The organism is Pacificispira sp. (assembly GCF_965228185.1).
Classification (GTDB): Bacteria; Pseudomonadota; Alphaproteobacteria; order UBA8366; family Aestuariispiraceae; genus Pacificispira.
Genome location: NZ_CBDDHE010000008.1, coordinates 69,427 through 90,731, shown reverse-complemented (window position 1 = coordinate 90,731; position 21,305 = coordinate 69,427). Strand labels below are relative to the sequence as shown.

The following is a 21,305-nucleotide window of genomic DNA, read 5'->3' as shown; positions in this document are numbered from 1 at the left end:
TGATGCGCCGTTGGGGATAGAACATGATTGCTCTCGACGACCGGGATTTGAAAATTTTGACTGTGCTTCAGGCCGATGGACGCATGACCAAAGCGGCCTTGGCGGAGCGCGTGAACCTGTCCCCGACGGCCTGTTGGGAACGCCTGCAAAGGCTGGAGCGGGCGGGCCTGATCACGGGGTATGAGGCGCGCCTGAATCCACAACTTCTGGGTGGTGCGGCCGAGGTCATGATGTCGGTCGAGCTGGATAGCCACAAGGCGCAGGATTTCAAGGTTTTCGAGGATGGAATCCACAACATTCCGGAAGTTGTGGATTGCTGGGCCGTCGGTGGCGGAATCGACTATTTGTTGCGGATCGTAACCAGCGATATCAAGGCCTATCAGACCCTGGTCGACGAGATACTGAGCGCCGAGCTGGGGGTGCGCCGATACTACACCTATGTCGTCACCAAATCGATCAAGCACGGGCCGGTTCCGCTGGCCCGGGTCGAGTCGGTGCTGCCGAGGAATCCTCGGCGGGTCGGCTGAACTTTCGAAGAATCCTCGTGACCGTCCCGGCGGATCGGTAAGTTCTTCGCCGCAAGACCGGCTACAGTTTGCGTCAGTTCGCAATGCGACCCCGACAATCGAAGAGGTGCGTCATGACGCAGGAGCCCGTCTCTCCGCGCGAGAGCCTGTCCGACCCGTCCCTGTTCCAGGCCGACTGCTTCATCGCAGGCGCTTGGCGGGCGGCGGCGTCCGGCGACAGGATATCCGTTACCGATCCCGGTAATGGAAACGCCATCGGCAGCGTGCCGTCGATGTCGTCGGACGAAAGCCGGGGTGCCGTCGATGCCGCCCAGCGCGCCTTCCCCGCCTGGTCGGCGATGCTGCCCCAGGACCGGGCGGCGATTCTGCGGCGCTGGTTCGAAGATGTGCGCGACGCAAAGGAAGACCTGGCGCGGATCATGGTCCTGGAACAGGGCAAACCGATCTCGGAAGCGCGCGGCGAAATCGATTATGCCGCGTCCTTCATGGAATTCTATGCCGAGGAAACCAAGCGCCCGAATATCGAGGGCGTGACCTCCCACCTGCCCGATGCCGAAGTCGAGCTGTGGCGTGAGCCGGTCGGCGTCGCGGCCCTGATCACGCCGTGGAACTTCCCCTGCGCGATGATCACCCGTAAAGCGACGGCCGCCATGGCGGCAGGCTGCACGGTCGTGGTGCATCCGTCGAAGGAAACGCCCTTTTCCGCCCTGGCCCTGGCAGAGACCGCGCGGCGTGCCGGGGTGCCGGACGGTGTCTTCAACGTCGTGACGGGCGACCCGGAAACCGTGGTCCGGCCCTGGACCGACGATACCCGTGTGCGGGCCCTGTCCTTCACCGGATCGACGGAAATCGGCCGTCTGCTGTATGAGCGCAGCGCGCGGACGGTGAAGCGGCTTGTCCTGGAACTGGGCGGCCATGCGCCCTTCATCGTGTTCGACGATGCCGATCTGGACATCGCCGTGGACAGCGCGATGGGCGCGAAATTCGCAACCTCGGGCCAGGACTGCCTGGGTGCCAACCGCATCTATGTCCAGCGCGGTGTCTATGACGCATTCTGCGAGCGCTTTGCCGCGCGCACCGCAGATCTGCGCATCGGATACGGGATGGACGATCCGGATATCGGACCGCTGATGAACCCCAACGCCGTCGCCAAACAGGTCGAACAGGTCGCCGACGCCCAGGAGAAGGGCGCGCGAATTCTGACCGGCGGTAAGGGGCGGGACGATCTGGGGCCGCTCTATTTCGAACCGACGGTTCTGGCCGATGTGCCGCCGGATGCGAAAATCTTCCAGGAGGAGACCTTCGGCCCGGTCGCGGCGATCACGCCCTTCGAGACCGAGGGCGAGGTTCTGGCCCGTGCCAACGACACCGAATATGGCCTGATCGCCTATGTCCACACGATCGACCCGCGCCGCATCTTCCGGCTCAGCCGGGGCCTGCAATACGGCATGGTGGCGGTGAACCGCACGAAAGTGACCGGCGCGCCGATCCCGTTCGGCGGCATGAAACAATCCGGCCTGGGGCGTGAAGGTGCGCGCCAGGGCATGGAAGCCTTTACCGATGTGAAATACGTTTGTCGCGACTATGGCGACCTCACCCTAGTGGAGTAATGACGATGCTGAAAAACGAACCGCTGGAAGCCTGGGACCGCGACCATTTCTTCCATCCTTCGACGGCCATGGGCGCGCATGCCCGCGGCGAGACCCCGCACCGGATCATCGAGGGCGGCAGCGGCGTCTACATCACCGACAGCAACGGCAAGACCAGCCTGGACGGGTTCGCCGGCCTGTATTGCGTCAATGTCGGCTATGGCCGCCGCGAGATTGCGGACGCCATCGCCGAGCAGGCGCATAAACTGTCCTACTATCATTCCTATGTCGGCCATGCCTCCGAACCGGCGATCCGTCTGGCGCAGATGATTGCCGAGCGCGCGCCGGAAGGGCTGAACCACACCTATTTCGGCCTGTCCGGATCGGATGCGAACGAGACCAACATCAAGCTGGTCTGGTATGTGAACAACATCCTGGGCCGCCCGGAAAAGAAGAAGATCATCTCGCGCTGGCGCGGCTATCACGGGTCGGGGATCATGACCGGGTCGCTGACCGGTCTGGCGCTGTTCCACAACAAGTTCGACCTGCCGCGCGCGCCGATCCTGCACACCGAGGCGCCCTATTACTACCGCCGGGAAAACCTGGACCAGTCGCCGGAGGAGTTCTCGCAGCATTGTGCCGACAAGCTGGAGGAACTGATCCTGGCCGAAGGGCCCGATACGGTCGCCGCCTTCATCGGCGAACCGGCCCTGGGCACCGGCGGGCTTGTACCGCCGCCCGCCGGCTACTGGCAGAAGATCCAGGCCGTCCTGAAGAAATACGACATCATGCTGATCGCGGACGAGGTCGTGACCGGTTTCGGGCGCCTGGGCAGCATGTTCGGTTCCGCCCATTACGGCATGGATCCGGATCTGGTGACCATCGCCAAGGGCCTGACCTCCGCCTATACGCCGCTGTCCGGGACGATCGTCCATGACCGCGTCTGGAAGGTGTTGGAGCAGGGTTCGGACGAGTTGGGACCGATCGGCCATGGCTGGACTTATTCCGCCCATCCGCTCTGCGCCGCCGCCGGGGTCGCCAATCTGGATTTGATCGACCGGCTGGATCTGGTGACCAATGCCCGCGAGACCGGCGCCCATTTCAACAAGGCCATGAAGGACGCGCTGGCGGACCATCCGAATGTCGGCGAGGTGCGCGGCGAGGGCCTGCTCTGTGCCGTGGAATTTGTCGAGGACAAGGACAGCCGCACCTTCTTCGATCCGTCGAAGAAGATGGGACCGACCCTTTCGGCAGCCGCCTTGGAACAGGGGCTGATCACCCGCGCCATGCCGCAGGGCGACATTCTGGGCTTCGCGCCGCCGCTGTGCCTGACCCGGGATGAGGCGGACAAGATCGTCGGCATGGCCGCCGCGGCGGTCAAAGCGGTACTTGGCTGATCCAGGGCCTCTCGCTTAGTGTCTCGGGACGGGAGGTCTTATGGAATGGTGATCAATCCGATTTCGCCGACGGTCGATTTCGACCAGGACGGCGTTCAGCACGGCTTTTTGAAGCTGCCCTACAGTCATGACCAATCGGCATGGGGATCGATCATGATCCCCATCACCGTGGTCAAGAACGGTACCGGGCCGACGGCGGTGCTGACCGGCGCCAATCATGGGGACGAGTACGAGGGGCCGATCGCACTTTACGATCTGGCCGCCAAGATCGACCCGGTGGATGTCAGCGGACGGATCATCATCGTACCGGCCTTCAACTATCCGGCCTTCCTGTCGGGAACCCGCACCTCGCCGATCGACGGCGGGAACCTGAACCGGATCTTTCCGGGGCGGCCGGACGGGACGGTGACGCAGAAGATCGCCGATTTCTTCCAGCACCAGATCCTGTCCCGTGCGGATTACGTCCTGGATATCCATTCCGGCGGCCGGACGCTTGAATTCATTCCCTTTGCGGCCTGCCATGTATTACCGGACAAGCGTCAGGAAAAGCGCTGCGTCGAGGCGATGCGGGCGTTCAACGCGCCCTATTCGCTGATGCTGCTGGAGATCGATTCCGTCGGCATGTACGACTCGGCGGCGGAGGAGTTGGGCCGCGTCTTCGTGTCGACCGAATTGGGCGGCGGCGGGTCGGCCAGCGCGACGACGATCAAGATCGCCAAGAAAGGGATCGAGAATTTCCTGAAGCATGCCGGGATTCTGGCGGGTGATCCGCTGATCGAGCCGACGGTCAATCTCGATATGCCGGACGACCGCTGCTATGTGTCCTGCGAAACGCCGGGCCTGATCGAATACACGGTCGAACTGGGCGAGGAAGTGGAAGAGGGCCAGGTCGTCGCCGTCGTCCACGAAGTCACCCGCACCGGCCGGCCACCCGCCCTCTACCGCGCCGGGATCAGCGGTATCTTCACCGGCCGTCATTATCCCGGGATGATCAATATGGGCGACATCGTCGCCGTCATCGCGGTTCCCGTCTAGGACGTCGCATTGCCGTGGCCCTGCGAAAGCGGGCTCCCGTGTCTGCAACCGCAACGTCATCCGTCATTCCGGCGAAAGCCGGAATCCAGGGCCGCCAGCACGCGGCGTGCCTGTTCCCCTGGAGCCCGGCTTTCGCCGGGGTGACGGTGCGTGATAGGGCACGCTCCTGCAGAAGCAGGAGCCTCATCAGGGCGTGGCTGCGGCCGCCCGGCGGTACAGATGCGTCAGGACTGCCGGCATGATGTACATCGGCAATTGCCAGATCGCGAAATACAGGAAGATGTCGGGATGTGCGGCGGCCGGCAGGACGGCCAGGATCACGCCGACATTCCGGTTCGATCCGACAAAGCCGATGGTCTGCGCGACCCGGCGGCCGAAGGGCAGGCCCGCAATCGTGCCGCCGACCAGGAACAGGCCATAGGACAGGAAGGCGATAGTGGTCACCGTCAGAACATAGCCGGTTTCCGTCAGCAGGCGTTCGGTCACACCGTCCATGATCGCGACGGCAAAGGTCAGCAACAGCGCGACCATCGCCAGATCCATTGACTGTTTCGCCTTTGCAATGCGCGCAGGGCCCAATAACCGGCGCAGGATCAAGGCGGTGATGACGGCGCTGCCGACGAACAGGGTCAATTGCAGGCTCCACACCGCCGGATCGATACCCAGATCGAAGCCCAGCAGATGCAGCGCGATGAAGGGCAGGGTGAAGGGCGCCAGCATAGTCGCCACGATCATCACCAGCATGGCCAGCGCATCGTCCAGGCCCAGGATCTGCGCCAAGGACGGGGTCGACATCAGGGGCGCGGCCCCGGCCATCAGGACCAAGGCGGCGGCGAGACCGGGACTGCCCACCGGCGTCAGGGTGAGGATTCCCCAAGCCAGCAGCGGCGTAATGGTCAGCATCCAGGCCAAGGTCGCCAGTATGGCACCGGGCCGGCGGATATGGGCGATGGACTGCGCCGGGTCGATCCGCACCGCCGCCAGGGTCAGCAGGATCCAGATCGACGGCGCCAACAGCGGCCGTGCGATCTCCGCCAGGCCCGGCGCGGCCAGGCCGATCAGGACGCCGAGGGCGAGCAGAAGCGGGGCCCGTTTCGACAGGGCGGTCATGACGTTGGACAGCATGAGAAGGGTCTAACCCGAACGCGCCGTTTCTGCGAGATCGTTCCAGACATCTTGGCGCAGAATCTTGCCGCCCTTCAGCAGAAACCAATCCGCGTATCGGATGCCTTCGAAAGCCGTACCGTCGGGCCATTCCCCATAAAGCGTGCCGGAACAGATCACGGCCATGCCGTCTTCGGCCGGGGCGGCGTCAAACCGTTCGAACCGTTTCTTGACCCAGCGATAGCGCGGCCCGGCCCAGTCGATGAGCTGCTGAAATGTCGTGAAACGGCGGCCGCCGGGAAAGACCATCTCGAATCCGTCCGCCGTCAGTGCCTTGGCGCCCTCCAGATCGCGGGCCTCCATCCGTTCCAGGAATTGGCGGACCACATCGACCGCGTCCGGCAGGGGCGGGCCGGGTATCCTGTCGGTCGCCCCGCGCCGGTAATTTGCGGGTGGAACCTCGCGGGCGACGATGGTGACGCCCTCATCCGGGGCGGCGATGACACTCTGCACGGCCTGGTGCAGCGCCTTGGTCAGGCGGCGCTTCGTGTCGTCGTCATAGCCTTCGATCAGGGTGATTTCGACGATGGGCATGGGTCAGGGCCTGCTGACGGAGGGAAGCCAGGTCGCGATTTCCGGGAAGACGACGATCAGCAGCACCAGCAGCATCGCGCAGCCCATGAAGGGCAGGGCGGCGAGGCAGATATCGGTGAACTTGGTACCCGGCGGCGCGACGCCCTGCATGACGAAAAGCAGCAGGCCGAAGGGCGGCGTCGTGAAGCTGATTTCCATCGCCAGCAGCACGATGACCGCGAACCAGATCATGTCGAAACCGAAGCTCTGGGCCAGCGGGAAAAAGATCGGCACGGTCAGCAGCATCATCGACAGCTGATCCATGAACATGCCGAGCAGCAGCAGGATCAGGAACATCACGCCCAGCATGACCATGGGGGAGATATCGAAGCCGGTAACCCAGGTGATCAACCCGGCGCTGCCGCCGGAAAAGGCGAGCGTCTTGGAGAAGGTCGCGGAACCAAAGATGATCAACAGCGCGACGACGGTCACCCGCGTGGCCCCTTCCAGCGATTTCCAGATCGCGGTCAGGGTGAGCGACCGGAAGGCGATGGCGAGAACCAGCACACCCAGGCAGCCGAAGGCGGCGGCTTCCGACGGCGTGGCCCAACCGACCATGATCAACAGGATCACGGCGATGACGACGGATACCATGGGCAGGACGTCGCGCAGCAGGATGATCGCGCGTTCCGTCCAGGGGGCGATGTCGACCGGATAGGCCGGCGCGGCATCCGGATCGAGCCGCGTGATGCCATAGATCAGGACGGCATACATCGCCGCCAGCAGCAGCCCCGGCACGACGCCGGCGATCAGCAGCGCGCCGATATCCAGTTCCGCCAAAGTGCCCAACAACACCGCCAACGCCGAGGGCGGGATCAGCATCGCAATGCCGCCAGTGCCCAGAATCGGTCCGATCGACAGAACGTTCTTGTAGCCGCGCCGCGACATTTCCGGGACCATCAGCGTGCCCAGCAGGGCGGTGCTGCCCATGGACGATCCGGACAGGGTGGCGAAGGCGGTACCGCCCGCGACGGTGACATAGGACAGCCGCGCCGGAACCCGGCCCATCAGCCGCTCGACGCCTGAAAACATTCGGTTCGCCAGCCCGGTGTGAAAGAACAATTCGCCCATCAGCAGGAACATCGGGATCGGGACCAATGCAAAATTCGCCATCGACCCGAACGCGTTGTCGGCCAGAGTGCCGATGCCCAATTCCAACTGGGTGAGGATCGGTCCGTTGCCGCCGAAATAGATCATGGCGGCGACGATATTGACCGCCAGGAAGGCGATGCCGACCGGGAAGCCGATCGCCATCATTACCAGGATCGACCCCAACAGGACGGTCAGTGTCCAATACCATTCCATCGCGCTTACCGCCCCGTCCGACTGTCGGTCTGCAAGTTATTCATGAACACCGGGCTCGCCGACATGGATGACCGAACGGCCGAAGACGAAGCGCAGGAACTCGATCCCCGACAAACCGAACCCGACGGGCATCGCCGCGATCACGACCCAGCGCTTGATGTCCAATTGCCCGCGCAGCTCGTCGAACCGGTTCCAGGAATAGTCTTCCCAGGTCAGCAGACCGGTATAGAAAGCGAGGATCAGGCAGACCGCGGCACAGACCGCCGCGACCCCGCGTGACCAGATCCGGCGCACCCTTTCGCTCATCAACGCGGTGACCAGTTCGATATAGACATGGGCCTTCTGACGAACCATCCACGGACAGCCCAGCATCAGGGCATAGATGAAGCCGTATTCGATCACGGTGAAGGAATACCGGTTATAGCCCCAGCCCATGCTGCGGAAGGATGTGTAATAGATGATCAGGATCATCATCGCCGCGATATAGAGGCAGGCCGCGACCATCAGGACGCGGACCAGCAGCGTATAGCCCCTATCGATTGTCGCCAGTGCCGACATGCCGTTCCGCCCAGCTTTCTATGAACGATACGGGCGGTCCCGGGGGACCGCCCGATCGATTGAAACGCGGATTACTTGATATACAGACCGCGCAGTTTTTCGGCGTGTTCCAGCGTCGTGCCGTCGCCGGTCAGCCGTTCGGTCATCCGGCCATAGGCGGATTCGATGGCCAGATTCAGATAGTCCTCCGCGGCGGGTACCGAGTGGACCTGCATTCCGGCAGCTTCCAATTCCGACTTTTCCTGATCGACCTCGACCATGCGCGCGGCGCGGCTGGATTCCTCATGGGCGATGACGGTGTCGGCGACGATCTTCTTCGCCTCGTCGGACAGGCCGTTCCAGGTGTCCAGATTCATGATCACGCCGATATCGGTCTGATAGAATTCCGGGTCCAGCCGATGGGTCAGGAACTCGTCCCATTTCAGGCCCTTGACCCCAATCGAGGTCCAGGCGCTGGCATTGACCACGCCTTTCTGGATCGCGCCATAGACGTCGGTCACCGGCATCTGGTGCGTTTCCGCGTCCATGGCGCGGAAGAAGGCACCATAGATCGGATTGTCGCGCATCTTCACGTCACTGAAATCCGGCAGGCCCTTGTCGTTGAAGACCGGCGCGTCTTTCAGATAGATGTGGAAGCGTACACCGCTGTCGACCCAGCCGAGATACTTCATGTTCACACGCTCCTGGTGGAGCATGTCGATGATGTCCATGCCGCCATTGGCGCGGACTTCTGCCGGGCTGCTGTTCGAGGTCGAGATCGCCTCGTTCTCGGGCAGGCTGCGCGCGTAGAAGGCGGCGGGCAGGCAGCTCATGTCGACCACGCCCTTCTGGATGGCGGTGGCCTGTTCGAACATGCCGATCGAATTGAACGGTTTGACGTCGACCTTGACGACGCCGGCCCCGGCGGCGTTCAGCTTATCCGCCAGTTCTTTGCAGCTCTTGGTGTAGACCAGAAAATCCGGGAACGGATAAACCAGCGACAATGTGGTCTCGGCCTGGGCGGATACGCCTGCCCCGGCGGAGAGCGCCGTCGCGAGACCCGCGGCGGCCAGTATCGATTTGAACCCCTTACGCATGTCCCTAACTCCCTTCGTTCATTGCCTTCGATTGTGCGTGACTTTGACTGTTTTGTCTTGCGCCTTGTCCCGGGTCAGCCCGGCTTGGTGGCGCTTATTGTGGTCCAGGGGAAACGCCAGGACCGGTTCTCCGCCGCCAAGGCGCCGGGGGATTCTTCAAACGGTTCGATTGCGATATCGGTGAAGCCGATTTCCGTCAGGACGGCGGGCAGATCCATTTCCGCAAGCGGGCGCATGAACGGCTCGTTGTTCCGGCGGCCATGCCCGTAATGAATGAATCGCGCGAAAGCGTCCGGTAGAAGATAGAAATCCAGATGCGCCATCCGGCCCCCCGGTTTCAGAACCCGGAAACTCTCGCGCAGCGCCTTTTCCACCCAGTTGGGCGGCATTTCGTGCAGGAACATGGTCGACGTAACGAGGTCCTGGCTGTCTTCCGGCAACCCGCTTTCCGTCGCGTCGCGCTGAACAAATCGCAGATTGTGCCGCTGCACCTCATGGGCCGTTCGCGCGCCGAGACGCAGGCAGGGCTCCGACAGATCCATCGCGACAATGTCGGCGTCCGGATAGGTCGCGGCGAAGGGCATTGTGCTTTTGCCGAACCCGCAGGCCATGTCGAAAACCGTGGCGGGAGCGTCATGGAGGTCGGCGGCAACCTTGTCGGTGAACCGCGTGTGCAGGTCCGCGTGTTTCGCGCCAAGCGTCGGCGTGGTCGATCTGGCGCCGCGCTCATAAACGAAGCCGGCGATGGGATCGCTCCAGACCCCACCGGGGTGCTGGTGAATATCCGTTCCTGTGTAATAGCGGGGCAGATCCATGTCCGGCGACAAGGTCAGCATGCCTGCGGGTAGGTCCTCGCCGCTCAGGCTCGCCTCCAATCGGTCCCGTTGATCTGCGTGATAGGGATAAAGGCCATATCGGCCGCTGTATTTGAGGCGCTGAAGATGCCGTTCGAACCAGGCGAAGAGGCGATAGTCCGGGTCGTTTTCCAACAGGGCGGCGACGCCTTCCACCGCGTCGGGATAGGGGGCGACCCTGTCCCGCAGCGCCGGGAACATGTCATGGGTCCAGCGCAGCTTTACGTCCAACAGGAAGGATTGGGCGGCGGTGAAGGACCGCCCCGTCAAACCGGGATCCCGGCCGTCGCCCTTGCCGCCGCCGGACCGGCTCATGAACTCGGCCCCTTGGATTGCTGACGCCCCATCATGTTGACGAACAATCCGTCCACGAAGGCCTGGCGGTCCGCTGCGCGCGCGGCCAGCTCTTCCGGAGACGCCTCTTCCCGCAAGGCCTCCAGGTCAACCGCGCCGCGTTCGGCCAGGGCCGTTTCCAGGGCCTCGACACGATCGCGCAGCACGTAAACTTCGGTCGCCAGCGCCCAGGTCAGACCGTACAGCCGGTCCAGCGCGGGGTCGTCGAAGAACCGTTGCTCCGGACGCCGAACATCATCCATGGGTACCGCACGCGTCACAATCAGGGCCTCCCTCCGCCGTGACCGGCAATAAACATGTTGAAATCCTGCAAATGTTATACTGTTATGTCAATAGTGGTTTTGGTGAAGTGCGGGCGCAGACCCGCCGAACCCGGTGGAGGGTACGCGGGATGGAGAGAAGGGCGGTCTCGTTGGATCGGTTTGACGCGGGCGCTATCCGCCCGACGGAACCGGCCCGTACGCCGCTGTATCATCAAATCTATCTCGTCCTGCGTCAGCGCATTGTCGATGGCGAGTTCGCCGACGGCGACATCCTGCCGGGCGAATTCGAACTGGCCGAAGTCTACGGCGTATCCCGCATTACCGCGAAACGGGCATTGGACGAACTGGCCAAGGACGGTCTGGTCCGGCGTGAGCGCGGGCGCGGCACGATGGTGTCCCACCGCCGCGAGGACGGCCCGATGCAGGCCCAGTTCGAGGGTCAGCTGGAAGACCTTCTGGCCATGGGGTTGGAAACCTCTGTCGACCTGTTGGAATTTGCCTATATGCCCGCCTCGGCGGAGGTGGCGTCGGCATTGGACTGTGCGTCCGGCGACGAGGTGCAGATGTCGGTGCGCGTACGCAGCGTGCGCGGCGAGCCCTTTTCTCATCTGACGACCTATGTCCCCGGCGATATCGGACGGAAGTTCGGGGAAAAGGATCTGGCGCAGCGTCCGCTCCTGGCCTTGCTGGAACAGTCAGGCGTGCATGTCGATGCGGCGGAACAGTCGATCACGGCGACGCTGGCCGATACCGGTACGGCCCGCCGCCTGGACACGACGGTCGGCGCCCCCCTGATCAAGGTCGTCCGGATCGTGCAGGATATCGACGGCCGGCCGGTCGAATACATCACCGCCCTCTATAGGCCCGACCGTTACCAGTATCATATGAACCTGACACGTCAGGCGGAAGGCAAGGCGAAGGTCTGGTCGCCCAGCCGCACCGGATACCGCCTGACATGAGCGGGACCACCGCCATAGGGCCGCAGACCCTGGCGCAGAAGATCGTTGCGCGCGCCGCCGGGCGGGACAGTGTGTCGCCGGGCGAGATCGTGATCTGCCGGGTCGATCTGGCGATGATTCACGATTCCGGCGGGCCGCGCCGGGTGAAGCCGATCCTGGAGCGGCTGGGGGTTCCCGTATGGGATCCGGAACGGGTCGTCGTTGTGTCGGACCATTACGTTCCGGCGGTCGATGCGGACAGTGCGGCGATCCTGAAGCTGACCCGCGATTGGGTGAAAGATCAGGCGATCCGCAAATTCTACGATCAGCAGGGCATCTGCCATGTCGTCCTGCCGGAACGGGGCAATCTGACACCCGGTCTGTTTGTTGTCGGCGGCGACAGCCATTCGCCCACCGGTGGCGCCTTCGGCTGTTTCATGTTCGGGGTCGGGGCGACCGATATGGCGGGCGTTCTAGCCACCGGCGAAACCTGGCTGAAAATGCCGGAAACGATCTTGATCCGGTGGGACGGCCGTTTGTCGGACGGGGTGTCGGCCAAGGACATGATGCTGCATGCCTGCACGCGGCTCGGCATGGATGGCGGCGATTATCAGGTCGTTCAGTATGACGGCGACGGTGTGCGGGCGCTGTCCATGACCGAACGCATGACGCTCAGCAACATGGCCGCTGAACTGGGGGCGATGACCGGGCTGATCGCTCCGGATACGGTGACGGCGGATTATATCTCGGCAGCCGGGGGCGAGGCGGCCGACATCGACCGATGGCAGGCCGATCCGGACGCGGACTATCGCGCGGTCCACGAATTCGACGCGGCATCGCTGGCCCCGCAAGTGGCGGCACCGCACAGCCCGGAAAATGCGGGCGACGTGGCGTCGGTCGCGGACGGGAAGGCGATCGATCAATGCTATATCGGGGCCTGCACGGGCGCGAAGCTTGAAGACCTGCACATGGCGGCGCGCGTCCTGAAGGGAAGGCAGATCGCCGCCAATACCCGCCTGATGATCGCGCCGGCATCGACCCGGATCACGGCGGCGGCAGCGGCCGACGGCACACTCGCCACCCTGACCGAAGCGGGCGCGATCCTGCTGCCCTCCGGATGTGGGGCCTGCGCGGGCTATGGGGCGGGGGTCCTGGCGGCAGGCGAGCGCTGTATGGCCTCCACCGCCCGAAACTTTCAGGGCCGCATGGGCGCGCGATCTGCGATGGTGTTTCTGGGCTCGCCCTATACGGTGGCCGCGACGGCAATCGCCGGGCAGATTGCCGATCCTCGTCCTTTCCTGGCGGAGGGGAAGGCATGATCGGCCGCGTCTGGAAGTTCGGCGACGGGATCGACACCGACCTTTTGGCCCCCGGCGCCTATATGAAGGGGCCGGTCGAGGAATTGGCGAAACATTGCCTGGAGTCCGTCGCGCCGGACTTTGCCGCATCCGTGGAAGCGGGAGACATCGTCGTCGCGGGCAGAAATTTCGGCATCGGATCCAGCCGGGAACAGACGGCGCAAGTTCTCAAGATGTTGGGCGTCGCGGCGGTCGTCGCCGAAAGCTTCGGTGGGATTTTCTATCGTAATGCATTCAATATGGGGCTGCCTGCGTTGGTTTGCGCTCAGGCGGGCACGATTGAAGCCGGTCAGGAGATCGACATCGACCCAGCGGCGGGACGGATCGTCGTACAAAACGACGGCCGTGTGCTGACCTGCGATGCGGTGCCCGATCATCTGATGCAGATCGTCGCTCTGGGCGGTCTGGTTCCCTATCTCGAACAGCGATTCCGGAGGGCGGGATGATGACGCCGCAAGCTAAGCTACGCGCCAAGCTGGCCGGTCAGGATATCGTAATCGCCCCCGGAGCCTATGATGCGATGGGAGCCCTGTTTGCTGTGGAAGCGGGATTCGACACGCTTTACGTCTCCGGCGCCTCAATCGCCTATAGCCGTCTTGGGCGGCCGGATATCGGATTGTTCGGGCTGGCCGAACTGACCGACACGGTTGCCCGGCTTGCGGACCGGGTGGAGGCAGCCCTGATCGTCGACGCCGATACCGGCTTCGGCAATGCCCTGAACGTCCAGCAGACGGTGCGGCAGTTGGAGCGCGCCGGGGCGGCGGCGATCCAACTCGAGGATCAGTCCATGCCGAAGCGCTGCGGCCATCTGGACGGCAAGGCTTTGGTGCCGTGCGCCGAGATGGTCGGCAAGATTTCTGCCGCCTTGGATGCCCGCCGGGACACCGATACCGTGATCGTCGCCCGCACGGATGCGATCGGCGTCGAGGGCCTCGACGCGGCGTTGGATCGGGCCGATGCCTATGCCGAGGCCGGATGCGATGTACTGTTCGTCGAGGCGCCGCAGGACGACGGTCAGGTTGCCGCCATCGTCGACCGGTTCCGGGGGCGGGTGCCTTTGCTGGCGAATATGGTCGAAGGCGGCAAGACGCCCCTGCGCAGCGCGCCGGAACTGCAGGCGCTGGGCTACAAGCTGGCGATCTTCCCGGGCGGGTTGGCGCGGGCGGTCGGGCACACGATGCGTGCCTATTTCACGTCGCTGAACCAGGCGGGCACCACCGCGCCCTTCCGCGACCGGATGCTGGATTTCATGGATTTGAACGCGGCCATCGGCACCCCCGACATGCTGGAACGCGGCCGCCGCTACGATGGTGGGGAGACAGAGTGACATGTCCGCATTGGACCCGGTAACCCTGGCGGTGCTGCGCGGCCGTCTGGAGCAGATCGCGGACGAGATGGACGCGACCCTGTTTCGCAGCGCCTTCAACCCGATCATCGCCGAGGCGCATGACGCCAGCCATGGATTGTACCACGCCGAGACCGGAGAAACCCTGGTGCAGGGCAAATCCGGCCTGCCGGTCTTCGTCGGCGCCATGGCCTTTGCCGTCAAGGCGGTGATCGACCGTGCCGCCGCGCAGGGCGGGCCGAAGCCGGGCGATGTCTGGATCTTCAACGATCCCTATGACGGCGGCACCCATCTGTCCGATTTCAAACTTGTCCGGCCCTTCTTTCATGACGGCACGCTGTTCTGCTGGCTGGCCTCGGTCGGCCATTGGCACGATGTCGGCGGGGCGGTGCCGGGCAACTATAACCCGGCCGCGACCGAATGCTTCCAGGAAGGTATGCTGATCCCGCCGGTGAAACTGTTCGACGCGGGCGAATACCGACCGGACATCGTCCAGATCCTGCAGGCGAATTCGCGTCTGCCCGGCTCGCTCTACGGCGATCTGAACGGACAGATCAATGCCCTGGAACTGGGCCAGAAGCGACTGGCCCTGCTGTTGGACGAATACGGCGCGCAGACCGTCTCCGACGCGCTGGAAGAACTGAAAGCGCGGGCGGCGACGCTGATGCGCGATCTGATCGCCTCCTTGCCCGACGGTCGGTATGAAGCAGAAGACTTTCTGGACAATGACGGCATCGACGATGTGCCGTTGAAGATTGCCCTGGCGATCGTGGTCAAGGGCGACCGGATGCATCTGGACTTCACGGGCACGTCGAAAGCCTGTGCCGGGCCGGTCAATATCGCCCGGTCGACCGCCATCGCGTCCTGCTATGTCGCGCTGAAACATGTGTTCCAGGACGTGCCCGCCAATGCCGGCGTGCTGGTTCCGATCGATTTTACCATTCCGGAGGATTGCCTTCTTTCGGTCAAGGCGCCGAAGCCCGTCGGTGGATATACCGAGACCATTCTGCGGGTCATCGATACGGTTTTCGTCGCCCTGGCGGCGGCGGCACCGGAACGGGTGAACGGCTGCGCCTATGGCACGATCAATGCGCTGTCGCTGGCCGGGCACCGCAAGGACGGGCGGCGCTGGGTCATGTTCTCGTTTTTCGGCGGCGGTCATGGCGGTCATCCGGAAGGGGACGGTTTGAACCATGGTAACGCGCCGATTTCGACGGCGACGATCCCGCCCTTGGAAATCCTGGAAGCCGCCTATCCGGTCCGTTTCACGCAATGGGCCCTGCGCCCGGATAGTGGCGGCGCCGGTGAAAGCCGGGGCGGCTGCGGCGCGGTTTATGAGATCGAATTGCTGGAAGAAAAGGCCGACGCCTTCTTGTTCGGGGAGCGCGGCCGCTACAGTCCGCCCGGCGTTGTCGGAGGCGGTCCGGCTGCGTCGAACCATTTCGCCTATCAGGACGGCGACACCTGGCGGGAGCCGCCCATGGCGTCGAAAATGCTGGGCATGAAACTGTCCCGGGGACGGCGTGTCCGCCTGGAAACCCCGGGCGGCGGCGGATATGGCGATCCGGCCCGACGGTCGCCGGAGGCGGTCGCCCGCGATGTGCGCCTGGGCTACCTCTCGCCGGAGGCCGCACGGCGCGACTATCGCTGCGCCATCGATGATCATGGCGAGATCGATCTTTCGGCGACGAAAGCGCTGCGCGCGGAGGTTGGTCAATGAGCATCAAAGAGGCAGGCCGGACCGTCGTCGGGGTCGATGTCGGGGGCACGTTCACGGATCTGTTCTTCCTGAACGAGGCGGACGGATCCTGCACGGTCGCGAAGGTGCCGTCGACGCGGGGCGATCAGTCGATCGGTATTCGCGACGGTATCGGTCAGCGCGTGGACGATCTGTCGGCCATCTCCACAATCGTTCACGGCACGACCGTCGGCACCAATGCCCTGCTGGAGCGGAAGGGCGCGCGCACGGGAGTCATCACGACGGAAGGCTTCCGAGACGTTCTTGAAATGCGCCGCCGGGACCGGCCGAAGACCTGGGGCCTGTGGGGCACGTTCGACCCCATCGTGCCGCGCGACCTACGGCTTGAAGTGCCGGAGCGGGTATTGGCTGACGGCACGGTTCTGATTTCGGTCGACACGGATGCCGTCATTGCCGCCGCAAGGACATTGCGGGAGAGGGGCGCGGAGTCGGTCTGCCTGTTCTTCATCAACGCCTATGCCAATCCGGCCAATGAGCAGGCCGCATTGGATGCGCTGAACTCCGTTTGGCCGAACCAGCATATCAGTGTCGCCTCCGACATTCTGCCCGAGATCCGCGAGTTCGAACGGGGATCGACGGCATCCCTGAACGCCTATCTGCAGCCGCCGGTCGGGTCCTACCTCCAGAAACTGGAGGCGGGATTGCGCGATGGCGGCTTCGGCGGCGAGGTGCTGATTGTCCAATCCAACGGCGGCGTAATGTCCGTCGATACAGCACGGCGGCTGCCGGTGCGCACGGCATTGTCCGGCCCCGCCGCAGGCGTGATTGCCGGCGCCTATATTGCGCAGAATGCGGGCTATCCCAATGTGATCACATGCGACATGGGCGGCACCAGTTTCGATGTTTCCCTGGTCGCGGAAGGGCAGAGCGCGCTTGCGGCGCAGACCGAGATCGATTTCGGCATGGTCGTCCGAACCCCGATGATCGAGATCACGACCATTGGCGCGGGCGGCGGGTCGATTGCCCATGTCGACCGGGGCGGCATCCTTCAGGTCGGACCGGAAAGCGCGGGGTCCGATCCCGGACCGGTCTGTTACGGATTGGGCAACGACCGCCCGACGGTGACGGATGCCAATACCGTTCTGGGGCGGATCGACGCCGACAGCCCCATCGGTGGGAAGCTGCAGAAACTCGATCTCGAGGCCGCGAAAGAAGCGATCCGCCGCCATGTCGCGGAGCCGTTGGGGATCGAGGTCATGGCGGCTGCGGAGGCAATCGTCCGGGTCGCGAATGCGCGGATGGCCGGTGCGATCCGGCTTGTCTCGGTTGAGCGCGGGCATGATCCGAAAAGCTTCGTTGCCATGCCCTTCGGCGGTGGCGGGGCGCTTCATACCGGCGCCCTGATCAAGGAGGTCGGTCTGTCCCGCGCCCTGGTGCCGCGCTATCCCGGCGTGACCAGCGCCTTGGGTTGTGTCATTGCCGACATGCGGCACGACCGTGTCGAGACCTTGAACGTCATGCTGGACGATCTGGATGTCGCGGCCCTGGACCGACGCATCGTCGGGATTGCCGCCGATGGCGAAGGCCTTCTGGACCGGGCCGGTGTCGGCTTCGAAGGACGGGACTGCCGGGTGGAACTGGACATGCTCTATCTGGGCCAGACCCATACCGTCGCGGTCCCGCTTCCCCTGAAGGTCGGAAAGGACGGATCCGGCGTGACGCGCGATATCATCCAATCGGCATTCGAAGGCGCCTATCGCGCGGCATTCGGGCGGCTTTTGGACGGTATTCCCATTCGGGTCATGAACCTGCGCATGGCCAGTATCGGCCTGCGTCCGAAATTCGATCTGTCGATCTTGGCGCCGGCCTCTGGTTTGACGAAAGCGGCGGCCCTGAAAGGCACGCGCCGGGTTTGGGCCGATGGCGGCTGGCACGAGGCGGCGGTCTATGACCGGTTGGCCCTGCCGGTCGGGGCGGAGGTCGACGGTCCGGCCATTCTTGAACAGGCGGACACGACGATCTTCGTCGAACCGGATCTGAAGGGCCGTGTCGACGAATTCGGCAATTTGATTATCGAACGCAAGGAGGCGGCGACGTGACGGAGAAGGACTGGTCGCGGACGGCCCTGCTGCTGGTCGACCTGCAGAACGATTTCATCCATCCGGACGGTGCCTATGCCCGGGGCGGTGCCTCGGCGGCTGAAATTGCGGCTTTGCCGGAGCGCCTCGCGCCCTTGGCCGATGCGATGCGCGCGGCGGGTGGCTGGATCGTGTCGACACAGTTCACGCTGGTACCGGGCAAGGGGGGCGTGCCCTTCATTTCCCCCCATTTGAAGGCCCTGCGCCCCTTCCTGACCCAGGGCGATTTTGCTCCGGGCAGTTTCGGGCAGGATCTGGTCGATGTTCTGAAGCCGGCCGATCTGGCGGTTGAAAAGGTGGCCTATTCCGCCTTCTACATGTCACGCCTGGAATGGGTTTTGAACCGGGCGGGCATTCGGGATCTGATGATCGCGGGAATCGTCACGAATGGCGGGGTCGCATCGACGGCGCGTGACGCCCATGTCCGCGATTTTCACGTAACGATCCTCAGTGACGGCTGCGCTGCCTTCTCCCCGGCTGTTCACGAAGAAAACCTCGCCGGTTTGCGCAGCGTCGGACGGCAGATCACCTGTGCCGAGGCGCTGGCTGAGATCGGGGCAGTGCGGTGACCATCCGGCCGGCCGGCGACGCCAGGATAACGGCCACGGTTCCGATCGTTGTCGTCGGGGCGGGCGCCTGCGGCATGGTTGCGGCGCTCAGCGCGGCGGAGGCCGGGGGCGAGGTGCTTGTTCTGGAACGGGACGCCGTGCCCGCCGGATCGACGGCCCTGTCCTCCGGCATGATCCCGGCCGCCGGAACCGAAGAACAGCGGGCACAGGGCGTCATTGACGATGCGTCGGCCTTCGCCCGCGATATCCAGTCCAAATCAAAGGGCCGGTCCGACCGCGCGGTCCTGGCGGCGGCGACGGAGATGTCCGGCCCGGCCGTCGACTGGCTGAACGCGATGCCGGATGTCGAGTTGCGTCTTGTCGAAGGTTTCCTTTATCCCGGCCATTCCGTTGCGCGCATGCATGCCCCGCCGGACCGAACGGGGCGCAGCCTGATCGGAATGTTGCGGGCGGCGGTGGAAAGGCGCGGTCTGGACGTCATGACCGGGGCGACGGTGACCGATCTCTATGCCCGGGAGGATGGGCATGTCACGGCATTGCGGATCGGGCGGCCGGATGGCGCGGCGGAAGATATTGGTTGCGGCGCCTTGATTCTCGCCTGCAACGGCTATGGCGGAAATCCCGACATGGTCGCCAAGCATATCCCGGAAATGGCGCGTGCCGACTATTTCGGCCATCCGGGCAATCGCGGCGACGCGGTCGCTTGGGGCGTCGGTCTGGGCGGCGAGGCGAAACATATGTCCGCCTATCAGGGGCATGGCTCGGTCGCCACACCGCATGGGATCCTGATCACCTGGGCCCTGATGATGGAGGGCGGCATCCAGGTGAATACGACGGGTCAGCGGTTCTCCAACGAGCATGCCGGGTATTCGGAACAGGCGGTATCTGTCCTGGCCCAGCCGGGCGGCGTCGCCTGGAACATCTACGATGCGTCGCGCCATGAACTTGGACTGGCATTCGACGATTATCGGGCCGCAATGGCGCAGGGCGCCATCCGGGACGCAGTCTCGATCGAAGATTTGGCGGCAAAGATCGGCGTGCCCAGCGGCGCATTGGCGCGCTCAATCATGGATACCGCTTCGGTGGGGCCGGACAGGTTCGGACGCATCATGGGGCAGAAACCGCAACTGGAAGCCCCTTTCTATGCGGTCAAGGTGACGGGGGCGCTGTTCCATACTCAGGGCGGTCTGAGGGTGGACGGTAACGCGCGGGTGGTTCGGCGCGGCACGGACCGGCCATTGGGCAATCTTTATGCCGGGGGCGGTGCGGCTTGCGGCGTTTCCGGTCCCTTCGTCGACGGCTACCTGTCCGGCAATGGGCTGTTGACCGCCGTGACCCTGGGCCGACTTGCAGGTTTGGCCGCCGCCGCGTCGGTTTAGGCCAAGATACCGCGCAGAATCTCGGTCGCGATGGTCATCTCTTCATCGGTGCCGATGGTGATGCGCAAACTGTCCGGCTGCCCATAGGGTCCCATCGGGCGCAGAAAGACGCCCTTTGCCTTGGCCTGCGCAAACACTTCCGCCGCGCCTTGCCGTGCGCCGCTCTGGAAAGTCGCGAAGACGAAATTCGTATGGCTGGGCAGAACCGATACGCCGGGAAGGGCCCGAAGGTCGGCTGCAAAGCGGTCCCGGGTCCGGGCATTGCGGTGCCGGCGGGCATCGATCAGGTCCGGATCGTTAATGGCTGCGACGGCGGCGGCCAGGGACGGGCTGGGGATATTGCCCGGCCGGACCACCCGGCGCAGCGTTTCGGCGATCCCGGCCGGGGCATAGGCCCAACCGACCCGTAGCCCCGCCAATCCGTAAATCTTGGAGAAGGTGCGCAGGACGACCGTGTTGTCCCCGGCATCGACCAGCGCCTCGCCGGGTTCGAAATCCGGGTCCAGGACGTAATCCGCATAGGCCGCGTCGAGGACCAGCAGGATATCGTCCGGCAGCGCCGCGCGGAATTCGGTCAGGCGCGCCCGGTCCACGATGGTGCCCAGCGGATTGCTGGGGTTGTCCAGAAACACGATCCGCGTCTTCGGCGTGACCGCGGCCAGGATCGCCTCGGGGTCAAAACCGGGGCGGTTGCCGATAATCTCCGATCCGGCCAAGACCGGGTGACCGCCCGCCGCTTTCGTCGCGATTGCAAAATAAAGATAGCCCTGCCGGCCAATCAACGTTTCGTCGCCAGAACCGCAATAGCATTGCGCCAGAAGCGCGATCAGGTCACTGGATCCGACCCCGCAGACGATCCTGTCCGGGTCCAACCCGCCATAGCGCCGGGCAATGCCGTGACGCAGGGCGCTTTGTGCGACATCCGGATACCGGTTGGCGTGGCGCGCGCCTTCCGCCAGGGCGGTCAAAACCGCAGGGGAGGGACTTTCGGCATTCTCATTATTCGCCAGTCCGATGATGCGGCCACCGCCGGGGGCGCCGGATTCTCCGATGGGAAGGATGGGCAGGCTGGCGATGCTGGAAACGGGGCGCGGCGGCATGAACGACACTCGGCTAATGGGACGGCCGCCTCATACAAACCTGACGGCAGGGCGGCGGAAACAAGACGGCCAAGTCTAGTCCGA

The 21,305-nt window shown here is 64.2% G+C and carries 20 protein-coding genes; 12 read left to right on the top strand and 8 right to left on the bottom strand.

Annotation, left to right across the window (positions count from 1 at the left end; all coding sequences use genetic code 11):
* The first annotated feature begins 23 nt into the window (after positions 1-23).
* The 4 genes from ACO06O_RS15095 (at position 24) to doeB (ending at position 4,548) form a co-directional block, all read left to right on the top strand.
* A complete protein-coding gene (locus ACO06O_RS15095) occupies positions 24-527 on the top strand; it encodes an Lrp/AsnC family transcriptional regulator (protein WP_420418370.1) in 504 nt (167 codons plus the stop codon).
* Between the two features lie 113 nt (positions 528-640).
* Positions 641-2,137, top strand: coding sequence for an NAD-dependent succinate-semialdehyde dehydrogenase (locus ACO06O_RS15090; RefSeq protein ID WP_421881397.1), 1,497 nt, complete (start codon positions 641-643; stop codon positions 2,135-2,137).
* Between the two features lie 5 nt (positions 2,138-2,142).
* Positions 2,143-3,513, top strand: a complete 1,371-nt coding sequence (locus tag ACO06O_RS15085) for an aspartate aminotransferase family protein (protein WP_421881394.1) — start codon at positions 2,143-2,145, stop codon at positions 3,511-3,513.
* A gap of 45 nt (positions 3,514-3,558) precedes the next feature.
* Entirely contained in the window at positions 3,559-4,548 is a 990-nt protein-coding gene (gene doeB / locus ACO06O_RS15080) for a N(2)-acetyl-L-2,4-diaminobutanoate deacetylase DoeB (protein WP_420418367.1), read from the top strand.
* Positions 4,549-4,734: 186 nt separating this feature from the next.
* On the opposite strand, the gene ACO06O_RS15075 is transcribed toward doeB, so the two are convergent.
* From ACO06O_RS15075 to ACO06O_RS15045, 7 genes are all read right to left on the bottom strand, one after another.
* A complete protein-coding gene (locus ACO06O_RS15075) occupies positions 4,735-5,673 on the bottom strand; it encodes a bile acid:sodium symporter family protein (RefSeq protein ID WP_421881391.1) in 939 nt (312 codons plus the stop codon).
* Positions 5,674-5,682: 9 nt separating this feature from the next.
* Positions 5,683-6,246 carry a tautomerase family protein gene (locus tag ACO06O_RS15070; protein ID WP_421881388.1) on the bottom strand — a complete coding sequence of 188 codons (564 nt, stop codon included), beginning with the start codon at positions 6,244-6,246 and terminating at the stop codon, positions 5,683-5,685.
* Positions 6,247-6,249: 3 nt separating this feature from the next.
* Positions 6,250-7,590, bottom strand: coding sequence for a TRAP transporter large permease (locus ACO06O_RS15065; RefSeq protein ID WP_421881384.1), 1,341 nt, complete (start codon positions 7,588-7,590; stop codon positions 6,250-6,252).
* A 36-nt stretch (positions 7,591-7,626) separates the two neighbouring features.
* Positions 7,627-8,148, bottom strand: a complete 522-nt coding sequence (locus tag ACO06O_RS15060; protein ID WP_420418363.1) for a TRAP transporter small permease — start codon at positions 8,146-8,148, stop codon at positions 7,627-7,629.
* A gap of 71 nt (positions 8,149-8,219) precedes the next feature.
* On the bottom strand, positions 8,220-9,224 hold the full coding sequence (gene dctP / locus ACO06O_RS15055) for a TRAP transporter substrate-binding protein DctP (RefSeq protein WP_421881381.1): 1,005 nt from the start codon (positions 9,222-9,224) through the stop codon (positions 8,220-8,222).
* 74 nt (positions 9,225-9,298) lie between these two features.
* Entirely contained in the window at positions 9,299-10,393 is a 1,095-nt protein-coding gene (locus tag ACO06O_RS15050; RefSeq protein ID WP_421881379.1) for a methyltransferase domain-containing protein, read from the bottom strand.
* The gene (locus ACO06O_RS15045) at positions 10,390-10,692 is read right to left on the bottom strand and encodes a hypothetical protein (protein ID WP_421881376.1); all 303 of its coding nucleotides are present in this window, start codon (positions 10,690-10,692) and stop codon (positions 10,390-10,392) included. Before ACO06O_RS15045 ends, ACO06O_RS15050 begins: the two co-directional genes overlap by 4 nt.
* A gap of 152 nt (positions 10,693-10,844) precedes the next feature.
* On the opposite strand from ACO06O_RS15045, the gene ACO06O_RS15040 reads away from it, so the two are divergent.
* Genes ACO06O_RS15040 through ACO06O_RS15005 form a run of 8 tightly spaced genes read left to right on the top strand, consistent with a single transcriptional unit; the run spans position 10,845 to position 20,121 of the window.
* On the top strand, positions 10,845-11,654 hold the full coding sequence (locus ACO06O_RS15040) for a GntR family transcriptional regulator (RefSeq protein ID WP_421881373.1): 810 nt from the start codon (positions 10,845-10,847) through the stop codon (positions 11,652-11,654).
* Positions 11,651-12,952 carry a 3-isopropylmalate dehydratase large subunit gene (locus ACO06O_RS15035; protein WP_421881370.1) on the top strand — a complete coding sequence of 434 codons (1,302 nt, stop codon included), beginning with the start codon at positions 11,651-11,653 and terminating at the stop codon, positions 12,950-12,952. The genes ACO06O_RS15040 and ACO06O_RS15035 overlap by 4 nt, the downstream gene beginning before the upstream one ends.
* Positions 12,949-13,437, top strand: coding sequence for a 3-isopropylmalate dehydratase small subunit (leuD, locus tag ACO06O_RS15030; RefSeq protein WP_421881367.1), 489 nt, complete (start codon positions 12,949-12,951; stop codon positions 13,435-13,437). Before ACO06O_RS15035 ends, leuD begins: the two co-directional genes overlap by 4 nt.
* The gene (locus ACO06O_RS15025) at positions 13,434-14,318 is read left to right on the top strand and encodes an isocitrate lyase/PEP mutase family protein (RefSeq protein WP_421881364.1); all 885 of its coding nucleotides are present in this window, start codon (positions 13,434-13,436) and stop codon (positions 14,316-14,318) included. Before leuD ends, ACO06O_RS15025 begins: the two co-directional genes overlap by 4 nt.
* A gap of 1 nt (position 14,319) precedes the next feature.
* Positions 14,320-16,056 carry a hydantoinase B/oxoprolinase family protein gene (locus ACO06O_RS15020; RefSeq protein WP_421881361.1) on the top strand — a complete coding sequence of 579 codons (1,737 nt, stop codon included), beginning with the start codon at positions 14,320-14,322 and terminating at the stop codon, positions 16,054-16,056.
* Entirely contained in the window at positions 16,053-18,134 is a 2,082-nt protein-coding gene (locus ACO06O_RS15015; RefSeq protein ID WP_421881358.1) for a hydantoinase/oxoprolinase family protein, read from the top strand. Before ACO06O_RS15020 ends, ACO06O_RS15015 begins: the two co-directional genes overlap by 4 nt.
* A complete protein-coding gene (locus ACO06O_RS15010) occupies positions 18,131-18,742 on the top strand; it encodes a cysteine hydrolase family protein (RefSeq protein WP_421881356.1) in 612 nt (203 codons plus the stop codon). Before ACO06O_RS15015 ends, ACO06O_RS15010 begins: the two co-directional genes overlap by 4 nt.
* On the top strand, positions 18,739-20,121 hold the full coding sequence (locus ACO06O_RS15005) for an FAD-dependent oxidoreductase (RefSeq protein WP_421881353.1): 1,383 nt from the start codon (positions 18,739-18,741) through the stop codon (positions 20,119-20,121). The genes ACO06O_RS15010 and ACO06O_RS15005 overlap by 4 nt, the downstream gene beginning before the upstream one ends.
* Here ACO06O_RS15005 and ACO06O_RS15000 read toward each other — a convergent pair.
* A complete protein-coding gene (locus ACO06O_RS15000) occupies positions 20,118-21,221 on the bottom strand; it encodes a pyridoxal phosphate-dependent aminotransferase (protein WP_421881350.1) in 1,104 nt (367 codons plus the stop codon). The genes ACO06O_RS15005 and ACO06O_RS15000 overlap by 4 nt on opposite strands.
* Positions 21,222-21,305: the final 84 nt, after the last annotated feature.